The following is a 12,772-nucleotide window of genomic DNA, read 5'->3' on the forward strand; positions in this document are numbered from 1 at the left end:
ATATCAACTTAATATAATATGTAAAAACCCATATTTCAGCATTTAATTCATGGCGACTCATTCCTCAATTAGCGTATACAACAATGAACCCTCTACTGCTAATACATCAAAATAATCTAATTCTGAACTCGGCAAGAGAAGGAATTTGTATTTTAGACCTAGAAGGTAAGACTACTTTTGCGAATCTAGCCGCCGCAGAAATGACAGGATGGCATTCAGAAGAACTTATTGGGAAATACTTACACAATATCATTCACCCTGCCCAATCCGACAGCGATTCTTGCTGCCGGAATGAGTGTAAGATTTGCGCGACCTTAAAGGATGGAGAGATTCATCATGTAGATGAAGAGGTGTTTTGGAGAAAAGACGGAACGAATTTCCCGGTTGAATACACAAGAACACCAATCCTAGAAGATGAGAAGTTGAAAGGCGCAGTTTTGATATTTACCGACATCAGCGAACGTAAGCAAGCGAAGAAAACGGAGGAAGCTCTTAGGAAAAACCTCGACCAGCTATCTAAAAAGAATAAATACGAGACAATCATTAGCATCGTGACTCAGAGTGTCCATCAATCAATCAATTTAGAAGAAGTCATAGAAAACGCCGTCGAAGCCATGAGTAAGAATATAGACCGGGTAGATAACGTTGTAATCTATTTGCTCGAAGGAAAAGAGGCCGTTATAAGAAGTCACAGTGGCTTCCCAGATTGGTACGTTGAGCGAGCGGGAAGGGTTGCTTATCCGAAGGGTGCCACTTGGAAAACAATCATAGAAGGGAAGCCCCTTTACTGTGGAGACGCAGACCAAGATACGGTACTCGGTTCTGCAGGCAGGGAAATGGGGATAAATAGCTACTTGTCCATGCCTATTCGTTTTGAGGGGAGAGTTGTTGGGGCCCTATTCATAAGTTCTTATCGAAAAAATGCTTTTGACCAGGATGAATTAAAACTACTACAAGTTGTTGCACGACAAATAGAGATAGCAATCAACAATGCACAGCAGGCCGAAGCACTTCAAAAGGCACTCCGAGAAGTGGAACTGCTGAAAAACCGGCTTCAAGCTGAAAATATTTATCTCCAGGAGGAAATTAAAACTGAACACAATTTTGAAGAGATAATAGGCCAGAGCCCGGCAATCCAGAGAGTACTACATAAAATAGAGCAAATAGCTCCAACCGATATCACCGTCTTAATTCAAGGTGAAACTGGAACCGGGAAAGAGCTCGTTGCCCGTGCTATCCACAATCTCAGCCCGCGTAAAGATCGAACACTGGTTAAAGTAAACTGTGGGGCAATATCGGCCGGATTGGTGGAGAGCGAGTTATTCGGTCATCAAAAGGGGGCTTTTACTGGAGCTATAGAACAGCGAATCGGCCGATTTGAGCTCGCAGACGGCGGCACAATCTTTTTAGACGAGGTCTCCGAATTACCTCTAGAGACACAAGTCAAACTTTTACGGGTGCTACAGGAAGGAGAATTCGAGCGTGTGGGCAATAGTAAGCCTATTAGAGTGAACGTGCGTATAATTGCCGCAACAAACCGTAATCTTGCAGATGCGGTTAAAGCCGGGGCGTTCCGGCCGGACCTCTTCTACAGACTGAATGTTTTCCCGCTGGAGATACCGCCGCTGAGAGAGCGTAAATCCGACATCCCGCTTCTCGCAAATGTCTTCCTAAGTAAGCTTGCCAAAAAACTGGGTAAGCATATCCACGGTTTATCAAAGGAGACTATGGACCGATTGATGGGCTATGACTGGCCTGGTAATATTCGGGAATTGCAGAATGTTATAGACAGGGCCGTCGTGCTTGCACACACACCTATAATCCACATTGATGATTACATGTTACAGCTAAATGCCAATTCGCATTCAGGCTCGGATAGGCTCGAAGATATGGAGCGTTCTCATATACTACGTGTCCTTGGGGAAAGAAACTGGGTGATCGAGGGTAAGCGAGGTGCAGCCTCGATTCTTGGTCTTACTCCCAGCACTCTTAGGTATCGGATGAAGAAACTTGGAATCAGGAAGCCACAGCAGATTTCTTAAATTCCATAATGATTGTTAGTCTTTCGATCAAGAGAGATGATTACACACCCCTAAATCCCCTCTCCAGAGGGGACTTCCCTGAAGAGATGGGGTGTATCCTACCCATTCTTTTTACACAGAAAACTAGTCTAATAAGAAACCTCTTTAAATCACTATTGCGATAACCTAAACTTCTTCCAGTATCGCACCAGCCCTGGAACGTTCATCCAAAAAGGGTCTGCCAGTTCGTATGCTTTAATAAGCTCAGGGCTAACTTTAGCTCGTGCCAGGATTTCCTCGAACATCTTCACAAAATCGGGGACAATTTCATCTTCCCCTTTCCCTTCCTTTAATCTCTCCCCAATCCATTCGGTACATTGAAGGAGTCTACTTTCCAGCTCCTTCAGGTGGTCTTTGACATTATTGGACTTTCCGAAATGGGTGGGATAGACGGCTTCCGGATTTAGGTCGAGAATCCTTCTTATAGATTTCTGCCATAGCTCCACATTTATATCCGGTGGAGGTGTGGGCGGCAACGCCGGACCGCCTTCTATACATATACCGGTAACATCACCGGTGAAAACGACGTTATCTATTAAGTACGAGTGATGATGAGAAGCGTGTCCAAGGGTCTCCAAAGCCCGAATTTTAACGCTGCCGGTATTTATGGTCTCTCCATCCTCGACTGCATGTATACGTTCCTTTGAAATGGGTTCAATATTACCCCATAAGGTTTGCGTCTCCTCTTTGTAAATGAGCCTGGCCGATTCTACAAGCCTGGTCGGGTCGGCTAAATGCCTGGCTCCAAATGGGTGGACGTAAATCGTGGCACCGGCTCTGGCAAAGTGCCAAGCAGCCCCGGAGTGGTCCAAGTGTATATGGGTAACAAGAACCTTCTTTATCTCCTCGATTGGGTAGCCAAGCTCATTAAGGGATTTTTCGAGCCTGGGAAAGGTCGAATCAGGACCGGTCTCTATTAAAACGGGCTCGCCCCCATTCTCGATAAGATAGGAAGCTATTACGTTGGGTGTAAAAAAGTTAAGGTCGATAATGTTTATCTTCATGTTCAGATATCCTTTTGGAAAATTATTGTTCTTAAACGTTAACCGAATCGTTGATATAAAACAACCTTACTATTCATAAGCTATTCAGAAAATCACCACTAGTACTAAAGTAATAGCTCGATATAAAAAGAACGATTTCTGCGTGAAGCTAATGCAACCAAGGTCTAATTGACTACAATTGGCCATAAATGCATCATCCTGTTCATGGAGAACGTGCCAAGAATAATCGAGGTGCTTTTGTCCTGGCCAGTTATCCTGAGCCTGGCTATCATCCTTCTCATCGAAATCTTTAAAGATGACATCAAGGCCCTTTTCCGGCTCATCGCCTACCCGAAGGCCGTTCGAGAAAAAGCAGAAAAACCACCCGTAACCGATTCTATGTCCACTCGCAAACCTACCGGGGCAGAGTGCATTACGGTTAAGCGTGTAAAAAATTTGGGTTCCGTATACTCCATTCAAGATTGTAGGAATAAATCAAAAGATATTGATTAGCAAACCTGTCCCAAATAAGAGATTGCTTTGCCCTAAAATGATAGGTTTTTTGAGGTGTTCGCCTTTCGACTCCGTCCTTCGTCAAGCCTGCCCTGAGCCTGGTCGAAGGGTAGAAGGATGCCAATGTACTTATTCGGAACCCTATCTAGCTTGTCGAAGGGATAAATTCCACGAACGAAGCAATCCCATTTCTAAACCTAATATCATCAGGACATACAGGGCTTGGTTGAATGGATATGATTTGGATAGGATTTACCTAACAAACACATAAGAAGGCAACCTGATTTGAAATTATCCTTTTTATCTGTCTAAAAGCCTTTTTACAGGGATGAATTGTTTGATTTCTGATTATTTTGAAAAGTGATTGACTAGCTTTCTTTCTTGGGCGATTCATAAACCTAATCACTTTTAAACCGTCCCGAGTAATCGAGCCAGCCAATAGATATAGAATTCCCGATTGGTTATAATTTATTCAGATCCTTCAACATCTAAAGCGGAGATTATTCATGATAGAGAAAGAAAGGATGACCGAGTACGTGATGGACCTGATGAAGATAGACAGCCTTTCCCGGAGGGAGAGAGAGATAGCCCTCCGGCTAAAGAGAGATATGGAAAAAATAGGCGGAGAGTGCTTTTTTGATGATGCGGATAAAAAGGTCAATGGAACTGTGGGAAACCTGATTATTAGGATAAAAGGAAATAAATCCGGGGCTCGGCCATTCTTTCTCTCCGCTCACATGGACACGGTCGGCCCAGGCGAAGGTATTAAGCCCCGTTTGGCGGACGGAACCATAAAAAGCGACGGAACGACCATTCTGGGTAGCGACGATAAAAGCGGATTGGCCGTCATAGTAGAGGTGATAAATACACTCAAAGAAAAAAACATACCCCACGGCGATATCGAAATTGCCTTCACCATTTGCGAAGAGGTCGGCTTACTGGGTGCTAAGCATATTGACATAACCCACTTTAGGTCGGAATACGGGATTGTACTCGATAGCAGCTCGTCATACCATCTGGTGGTAAAATGCCCATCTGCGGAAAGGCTGGATTTTAAGGTCTACGGGCTAGAAGCACACGCCGGCGTTTGTCCGGAAAGGGGGATAAGCGCAATCAAGGTAGCCAGTGAGGCCATCTCCCTCATGAGACTGGGAAAGGTGGACTTTGAGACAACCGCTAACATCGGCGTCATAAGGGGCGGGCTTGCCACAAACATCATTCCTAACTATGTCCACATAATAGGAGAAGCCAGAAGCCATAGTGAGGAAAAGCTCAGAAGCCAGGTTAACCATATGAGAAAATGCTTCGAGGAAGCCATTTCCGGACACGAACTTATGATCGAAGGAAAGCTCTATCGGGCTAGGGTAGAAGAAGAGATAGAAAGGAGCTACGACAAAATGGATGTTCCCCTGGAGTCGAATATCTGCAAGCTGGTGAATAGAGCAGTTAGCAATTTGGCATACACAATAGAACCCGTAGCCAGTGGCGGAGGATGTGACGCTAATTACTTCAACAAAAAAGGAATAAACTGTGTAAACTTGGGAACGGGAATGAAAGAAATACACACCGTGAACGAATACCTAGTATTGGAAGAATTCTACCGGGCCGCGGATATAGTCCTGGAGACGGTCAAGCTTAATGCGATGAGCCACTGATGATTACTAGGCCAAGGCTCGACATAGGTCTTCTTGAACTATAAGCACCACCAGAATGACCCGAATCCAGCACGCAAGTTGAAGTAAAACCCTATATTCATCAAGTCATGTATCATTCAATCTTAGGTATACCCGCATGTATTAGCGAATAAAATGGAAGAAACCAGAAAAAAGAGAAGGGCTTTAATACTGGTCGACCACGGAAGCGTGGTTCAAGAGGCCAACGACATGCTGGTTGAGATAGCCAATATGGTAAGACAAAACAGCCGCTGTCAGTTCGACATAGTGCATTATGCGCACATGGAGCTTGCCGAGCCGAGCATTCCCCAGGCTTTCGATTCCTGTGTTGCCGAAGGGGCGGAAGAAATCGTAGTTCACCCCTATTTCCTCGCACCGGGAAGACACTCCACTAAAGATATACCCAGGATGGTAATGGAAGCAGCGCAAAAACACCCTGGAGTCACTCACTATGTGACTGAACCATTGGGTATAGACGCAAAAATTATCGAAGTGATCCTGGAAAGAGCGGATAGCGTTGACCATCTAGATTGACCGGTTAATCATAACCAGTAAACCGGATTCAATTCATGGGTTAAAATAGATTACTTCTGAATGAACAGTTCCTTTTAGTAAAACAGGTATTCTATAGAATCATGAAAGAATACAAGGCCATTATATTTGACCTGTTCGACACTGTGGTCAACTTCAACCGTTCCCGTTTGCCCGAAGTGGACTTGGATGGAACTCCGGTCCGGTCCACCAGCAGAGCTGCCTACAAGATTTTTCACCGGTTTCATGATGAAGTTGATTTTAAATCCTTCTACTATGCATTCGTGGAAAGCTATGCCGAATTAAACAAGATAAAAGAGAACGAACATCGGGAATTTCATACCCGGGAAAGGTTTAAACTCATGCTCAGAAAGATGGATATACCTTTAGACCGAACGTCGGAGGAACTGGTCGAGAATATGGTCTCAGTCCATATGGAGGGTATCGCCAACGCCGTGGAATTTCCCGAGGAGAATAGGAAAACGCTAGTCCAAATCAAAGATAAGAACCCGAGGCTAGCTATAATATCGAACTTTGACCACGCTCCAACCGCTTATCAGCTACTGGATAAATTCGGGATAAAGGAATATTTTGAGAGAATCTTGATATCAGTAGAAATAGGCTGGCGAAAGCCTAAGGCAGAGATATTTCTCGAAGCCTTCGACCTTCTTGGGATTAATCCCGAGGACGCCATATTTGTCGGGGATAGCTATGATGCTGACGTGGTAGGGTCAAAAGGTGTAGGCATGAATGTTCTATGGATTAATAAAAACGACGAACCGATCAAAGATGGGGGATTTAAGCCTGACTATGTTGTCTCTAACTTTTCAGAAATAAAAAAATATATCACTCATCGAGTCTGACCTCATCCACGATACGCATAAGTGGTGTAGCTCCTAAAATCTCCACGTTTGCAGAATACACATCACCCTGATTAGGTTTTATGGAGATTCCTTCCTTGATATAATTCTTTCTGGAATGTGGCGGAACCACTATCGGAAGCGTCACCGTTTCGTAACCCATTTCCATCCCCAGGCTGGAATAATAGCTTATCTTCAGTTTAATGTCCCTATAAGCCATGTCACCCTCATTGGACAGTGTTAAACTGTGGACGGGCAAACCGCCCACCGGCTGATAGAAGGAGGAACGATCAATCTTTATGCTATCCAGGTCGTCTTTCTTTTTCACGACCTTTATTCTCTGCTTAGGCTTTTCTTCTTGAACTTTCGGGACAATCAATAATTGCCCTATCCTGATATTGTCGCTCTTGAGGTTGTTGAGGGCTTTTAACTGCCCAACCGAGGTGTTAAATTTTCTGGCTATTCGGAAGAGGTTGTCGCCCTTCTTAACCGAGTACTTGTCCCCTGAGAACTCCGCTTTTAGAGAATTACTGTCAGGAGAAACCCTTGCTGTTTTCTCCTTTTTTTGTGGAGGTGATTTCTCTATAATCTTGGGCTCCTCCACCGGCAGAGTTCTGTAATCATAACGGAACAGGAGAGCTATATGATCCTCGACCCCGTTTGAATAAGCATGGCAGACACCAGACCCAAATCCGCTATCTTCCTTATCCATAGTGGTTGAATGCTCTCTAGGGAAATTAGTAGTATCAGTCTCCCCTATCCTATCAGTCCTGGATTGAGAAAACGTAAAACCCTTCGTCGTTCTAAAAGAAGAAAGAAAATTATACAAATGCTTTTGAATCTCACCGTTAAAGGAGAAAAACATATATGCAACTGTTATAATCGTAATTGTCAGAAGTAATAATGGAAGGTTGGCTCTAGCCAAAGGCAGAAAAGAAACATCTGGATAACTAAATCTCCGCAGCCAGGAGCGGGTCTCCATATCCATTTGCTTTCTCATGGTTAATTTGACCCCATCAGCAAACCCTCTTGCCTTTTGAGAAAAACCGTTCAACCCTTTCTTCACCGTATACCAAGTTAATTGATAGAATTGATGGGGAGTATATTTCTTTAGTTCAATATACTCCCAAAAGGAAACAGAGAGTTCAATGATATTTCTTAAGTTTTTCTTTAAATATATTAAAGTAAATTCTACATTAGCTTTTCTAATTTGGCTTAGTAAAGATTCAACTTTGTCTACCGCCTCTCTTCCTATTGGCTTGGTTATAACATCGTCGGCGCCTGATTCAATGATTCTTTCGCTATTACGCGACGCAAATTCAGGGCATAACAGGAGCACTATGGTATTTCTCAATAAGGGGTCATTTTTGATTTCCTTGGATACCCAGTAGCCATCCCCGTCGTCCAGGTATATGTTGGATAGTACTACTTCTGGTTTTATTTTCCTGGCTTTTGAAACTGCCTCTTGGCCACTAACCGCCGCTACCACCCTATACCCCATGCTCTCGGTAAACAAAAGCCTTGCTATGTTCCTTACCCTACTATCCCCATCCACCACTAGGAGAGTCTTCATAGCCCTATCATACACTATAAAGAATAAATTTTGAATACTTTTATTTAAATTTGGCTTCAATGCTGCCTAGATCACAGGGCTTTTTAAGGAATTACCTTATTTTTCAAAAAGTTTATAAACCCGTTCCCTCTCTTAGTCAAAGAATAAAAAACCCCAGGCGGGTTAGAATCAATCACCATTCTAGAGATAAACCCCATTTTCTCCAACTTGCGAAGGCGGTCCGAGAGAACCTTATTGCTTATCCCGGCCAGGCTCCTTTTGATCCGGTTAGTACGTGCTTCTCCCTTACTCAACAGGCTCAAGATTGAAACCATCCACTTACAGTTTATAACCTCGCTGACGTCATCTAGGGGTAAACCCATCCTCTTTAATTCCCCGATTAGTGGTCTCAGCCTTTTCCCTTGCACGCTCAAAACATATTCCACATGAAGCGGATAACCGGTAAAGGATTTCCTCCTGATTATCCCTTTTAGTTCCAACTTCTTGATCCTTTCATTGAGCACCTTGGTGCTTAACCCTGGAATTGCTCTCTTAACCTCGCTGGGACGGGTAACTCCTTCTATAATTTTGGTGATTACCAAGATGGTCCATTTACACTTGAGGATTTCTATATATGATTCCTCTCTCAAACTTTCTGTATTGACTTTTAATTCCATTGTCAAACCCCTTGTAGATATTCAAAGAGTAAATATTACCAACCGGTAACCTAGTTACTATGGGGTAAGTTATTGACGTCTAACCCATATATCCCCTAATATAACATAAACATCAACTACCAAGGAGGTAATCACAAAATGAGCGCCCAAAAAATAGCAGGATATACATACGGAACTAGCCAGGCACCAATGTCACCCATTTCCCTTGAGGACCTGGAAAATTTGAAAAAGAGCGTTTTATTTACTGAAGAGGATGTAAAATATCTGCAAATTGCCGGAGAAGTCTTGGCCGACCAAATCGATGATGTACTCGACCTCTGGTATGGATTTGTAGCCTCACATCCCCATTTGGTTTACTATTTCACCGGCGCGGATAAGCAACCAAATACGGAATACTTGAGTGCTGTCCGTCTACGCTTTGGCCAGTGGATACTGGACACATGCAACCGTACTTATGACCAGGAATGGCTTAACTATCAGTATGAGATTGGCCTCCGCCATCACCGGACGAAAAAGAACCAAACGGATAAGGTCAAGTCGGTTCCCAACATAAATTTTCGTTACCTGGTTGCCTTTATATACCCAATTACCGCAACCATTAAGCCCTTCTTGGCTAAAAAAGGACATACCGCAGAAGAAGTAGAGAAGATGCACCAGGCCTGGTTCAAGTCGGTTGTTCTGCAAGTGGCCTTATGGAGTTATCCCTACGTAAAAGAGGGAGACTTTTAACTTCTTTCACTATAGCCAGACTTATCGGGCCATACATAAACTTTCCAATGAACTAAGGGGCTCGCTTGCAGATAAATCTTTAACTCATCTTCTTTTGGTGTTATTCAGGTATTATTTGTGAACTATCGGAAAAATAAGGGTGGTGTCATATGAGGGTTTTAGTCCTAAGACATGTACCTCACGAACACCTAGGCACACTTATCCATTCCCTTGAGAGAAACGGCATCGAATACGAATATGCGAATTTCTATCACAATCCTGCGACAGGCATATCTACCGGTGATATCGACGGACTGATCATTCTAGGCGGACCTATGAATGTTTATGAAACTAACAAATATCCGTTTCTGAAAAAAGAGGATGAGTTAATAAAGGAAGCTATGGATAAAAACTTGCCAATTTTAGGGGTATGTCTAGGGTCGCAACTCATTGCCAAAGCTCTAGGCGCTAAAGTTTTTAAAAATAAGGTAAAGGAAATAGGATGGTATCCGCTGAACATTAGCAGGGAGGCTAGCTCAGACAAACTCTTCAGGCATTTTAATCCGGAGGAAACGGTATTTCAGTGGCACGGAGATACTTTTGAAATACCAGACGGAGCAGTTCATCTAGCCGAGTCACCGCTTTGCATGAATCAGGCATTTAGATATAAATCCAACGTTTATGGTCTGCAGTTTCACCTGGAAGTTACTCCACAGATGATCTGGGAATGGCTGGAAGTACCCGAGAATAAAATGGAGATAGATTCCCTCGAAGGAACCATCGACCCACAACATATAAGGAGTCAAACTCCCCGGTTCATAAACCGGTTGAACAGATTGGCTGAGAATGTGTTCAACGAGTTTTGTGACTTAATCAGGAATTAGAAATAAAAGTAGGGACACAGCATGCTGTGCCCCTACTTAAAATAATTTCTCCAAGTCTTCCATTTTCACATCCTCAAGGCTTCTTACCACCATATCCGCTTGGGAAAGCCTTTCCGCCGAATAGGAGTTTGTAACGGCTAAACATTTCATTCCGGCAGCACGGGCCGCCTTGATTCCGGCAATAGAATCCTCTATGACCAGGCACTCGTCCGGTTTAATTCCTGGCTCTGGTCTTGAATTATCGTTGATCCGTTCGAGTGCCTTAATAAACACATCGGGAGCCGGTTTGCAATTTTCCACATCCTCGGCACTGGTTATCACGCAGAACATCCCTTTTATTCCGGCATGGTCGAGTATAAATTCTATCTCGTGCCTGAGCGCCCCGGATCCGATGGCCAGTCTGTATCTTTGAGCGGTATTCCGCACAAAATCCGTAACCCCGGGAAGAATTACGATTTCTTCCTTTATGAGCCGGTCATAGTAATTTGATTTCCGAGCCATCAAATTCTCGATTACCTTCTGGTCAAAATCCCTACCCTTATCCTTTAGTGCAGTCCTGAAAAAAGTCTTGTCATCGAGAGCCAGATACTTGTCGTAGTATTCTTGTCGGGAAAGGCTCAACCCCTCCTCGCCCAGAACCTCCTGAAATGCCCTCATATGAACAGGCTCCGCATCGGCGATAACCCCATCAAAGTCAAAAATTAAGGCTCTTAGCATGGCTCGATAAGCTCTCCTTTCTCTCTTCGCACGTTTGGTAAAAATTAGAAATAATAGTATATAATCATACCTAGCCCACTTTTCAAATCTTTTTTAACATCGCCAGATCAGGAGATATCCCCACTAAACTAATGACCATCCAGGAAAAAGCCCTATCTCCAATACAATAATATCTTCTTCCTGCGTGAAAATAGTATTAGCGGGAACTTTTAACTAGACACATACATCTATATTTCGCAAGAACAAAATTAAGGAGGTAAAAGACGATGAAAAAGAAAAGCATGCTTTTGTACCTTTCGCTGGGGTTAATCATTATTCTCTCGTTCTCGTTTTCCGCTTCAGCAGGGCCACGCAACGACTTCTGGACCGACTCTGGTGCTTACTATGACTTTTATCTCGACTGGATGTATCCAAAAAGAAACGTCGGCCCCGTTCCTGCTCCGGCTGTTGCAAAACCGGTAACAGGAAAGGTTGTACCCCGTACTGATTTCTACACCGACTCAGGTGCATATTATGATTTCTATCTCGACTGGATGTACCCCAAGGGACAAAATAGACCTGCCAATATCGCATCGAAGACTTTAACAGCTAAAGCCAATCCCCGTACCGACTTTGATGGGCCCGGTGATTCCGGCGCATACTATGACTTTTATCTCGACTGGATGTCTCCGAGACTAAACAATACTAAAGTAATAAAATCCCTGACACGGAATCGAGGCATCAAACCTGAAAGAGAAACCTAGGCCAAGCGTAGCTTTTAGGCTGCTTGAATATGCGAGTTAATGGAATATGCCCACTCTTAGAATTAAAACAGGATTCACCCAATCGTCCCGCGTGTAGGATAAGAGAGCCCTCCTACTGGAAGGTGGAGGCTCTTCTCTACCTGATTTTCTTTGCTCTTTAGTCCAAAGCACTAGAACTCCAAATCCACCTTAAAGGTATCGGCGAACCTGGTCAATACGTTAAAAACTCCGATCACCATGGTAAGCTCGGCGATTTGTGAGTCGTTGAAATATTTTCGGAGTTGATTAATCGATTCGTCGCTCGCCGCGAGGAGGCGCTGGAAATAATAGAAAAAGCAATTAACGACCTTCCGGAAAATTATAGAATCGTTCTTTACCTGAGAGACGTCGAGGATAAATCCAGTGACGAGGTAGCAAATATTCTAGGAATTTCCGTCGGCACGGTAAAGTCAAGGCTACACCGGGCTAGGCTTTTCTTGAGAGATAAACTATCAGACTATTTTTATGAATGGAGAGGGTAAACAGATGGCTTTATGTAAAGACATATTAAGGAGTTCATAAGTATCTAGACATAGATCATGCGGCATAACGGGTTGTGTCGGATTGAAAGAATCTGCGAACATGCTCTGGATTTTTCTGGAGGTAACCGAGTCTAGACTCCACCCGAGAACGGAGGTCTTTCACATTGGTGATCAGCGATCTTCTGACACCGTTGCTCTTCACATCATTCCAGACGTATTCATCGGGATTAAGCTCTGGCGAATAGGGAGGCAGATAGAACAACCGCAGCTTCCCCTTGGCCCGTTTCTCAAAGGCTTTCACCAGCTTGGCCTTATGCGTAGGGTGATTA

13 protein-coding genes and 1 pseudogene are annotated in these 12,772 nt (G+C 43.7%); 9 read left to right on the forward strand and 5 right to left on the reverse strand.

Annotated elements, in window-relative coordinates:
- Window positions 1-83 precede the first annotated feature (83 nt).
- A complete protein-coding gene (locus VNN20_11125) occupies window positions 84-2,042 on the forward strand; it encodes a sigma 54-interacting transcriptional regulator (protein HWP92732.1) in 1,959 nt (652 codons plus the stop codon).
- 152 nt (window positions 2,043-2,194) lie between these two features.
- On the opposite strand, the gene VNN20_11130 is transcribed toward VNN20_11125, so the two are convergent.
- A complete protein-coding gene (locus VNN20_11130) occupies window positions 2,195-3,085 on the reverse strand; it encodes an MBL fold metallo-hydrolase (protein ID HWP92733.1) in 891 nt (296 codons plus the stop codon).
- Between the two features lie 213 nt (window positions 3,086-3,298).
- On the opposite strand from VNN20_11130, the gene VNN20_11135 reads away from it, so the two are divergent.
- The 4 genes and pseudogenes from VNN20_11135 (at window position 3,299) to VNN20_11150 (ending at window position 6,644) form a co-directional block, all read left to right on the forward strand.
- Window positions 3,299-3,577 (forward strand): hypothetical protein, encoded by a 279-nt coding sequence (locus VNN20_11135; GenBank protein ID HWP92734.1) that lies wholly within the window; start codon window positions 3,299-3,301, stop codon window positions 3,575-3,577.
- 506 nt (window positions 3,578-4,083) lie between these two features.
- The gene (locus VNN20_11140) at window positions 4,084-5,232 is read left to right on the forward strand and encodes a M20/M25/M40 family metallo-hydrolase (GenBank protein ID HWP92735.1); all 1,149 of its coding nucleotides are present in this window, start codon (window positions 4,084-4,086) and stop codon (window positions 5,230-5,232) included.
- 150 nt (window positions 5,233-5,382) lie between these two features.
- Window positions 5,383-5,784: pseudogene (locus VNN20_11145) on the forward strand (CbiX/SirB N-terminal domain-containing protein).
- Between the two features lie 101 nt (window positions 5,785-5,885).
- Window positions 5,886-6,644 (forward strand): HAD family hydrolase, encoded by a 759-nt coding sequence (locus VNN20_11150; GenBank protein HWP92736.1) that lies wholly within the window; start codon window positions 5,886-5,888, stop codon window positions 6,642-6,644.
- Here VNN20_11150 and VNN20_11155 read toward each other — a convergent pair.
- Entirely contained in the window at window positions 6,628-8,214 is a 1,587-nt protein-coding gene (locus VNN20_11155; GenBank protein HWP92737.1) for a LysM peptidoglycan-binding domain-containing protein, read from the reverse strand. The genes VNN20_11150 and VNN20_11155 overlap by 17 nt on opposite strands.
- 83 nt (window positions 8,215-8,297) lie before the next feature.
- Entirely contained in the window at window positions 8,298-8,870 is a 573-nt protein-coding gene (locus tag VNN20_11160) for a helix-turn-helix domain-containing protein (GenBank protein ID HWP92738.1), read from the reverse strand.
- Between the two features lie 138 nt (window positions 8,871-9,008).
- On the opposite strand from VNN20_11160, the gene VNN20_11165 reads away from it, so the two are divergent.
- Together VNN20_11165 and VNN20_11170 are read left to right on the forward strand one after the other, a co-directional pair.
- Complete coding sequence (locus VNN20_11165; GenBank protein ID HWP92739.1) at window positions 9,009-9,599, forward strand: protoglobin domain-containing protein; 591 nt, start codon at window positions 9,009-9,011, stop codon at window positions 9,597-9,599.
- Window positions 9,600-9,748: 149 nt separating this feature from the next.
- Window positions 9,749-10,462 (forward strand): gamma-glutamyl-gamma-aminobutyrate hydrolase family protein, encoded by a 714-nt coding sequence (locus tag VNN20_11170; protein HWP92740.1) that lies wholly within the window; start codon window positions 9,749-9,751, stop codon window positions 10,460-10,462.
- A 36-nt stretch (window positions 10,463-10,498) separates the two neighbouring features.
- On the opposite strand, the gene VNN20_11175 is transcribed toward VNN20_11170, so the two are convergent.
- Window positions 10,499-11,179 carry an HAD family phosphatase gene (locus VNN20_11175; protein ID HWP92741.1) on the reverse strand — a complete coding sequence of 227 codons (681 nt, stop codon included), beginning with the start codon at window positions 11,177-11,179 and terminating at the stop codon, window positions 10,499-10,501.
- Between the two features lie 266 nt (window positions 11,180-11,445).
- Here VNN20_11175 and VNN20_11180 point away from each other — a divergent pair, with 266 nt between their 5' ends.
- Window positions 11,446-11,922 carry a hypothetical protein gene (locus VNN20_11180; GenBank protein HWP92742.1) on the forward strand — a complete coding sequence of 159 codons (477 nt, stop codon included), beginning with the start codon at window positions 11,446-11,448 and terminating at the stop codon, window positions 11,920-11,922.
- Between the two features lie 281 nt (window positions 11,923-12,203).
- Window positions 12,204-12,443 carry a sigma-70 family RNA polymerase sigma factor gene (locus VNN20_11185; GenBank protein HWP92743.1) on the forward strand — a complete coding sequence of 80 codons (240 nt, stop codon included), beginning with the start codon at window positions 12,204-12,206 and terminating at the stop codon, window positions 12,441-12,443.
- A 55-nt stretch (window positions 12,444-12,498) separates the two neighbouring features.
- Here VNN20_11185 and VNN20_11190 read toward each other — a convergent pair.
- A partial coding sequence (locus tag VNN20_11190) for a transposase (GenBank protein HWP92744.1) occupies window positions 12,499-12,772 on the reverse strand: 274 nt, incomplete at its 5' end.

It is taken from the genome of Thermodesulfobacteriota bacterium, from assembly GCA_035559815.1.
Lineage (GTDB): Bacteria > Desulfobacterota_D > UBA1144 > Nemesobacterales > CSP1-2 > DATMAT01.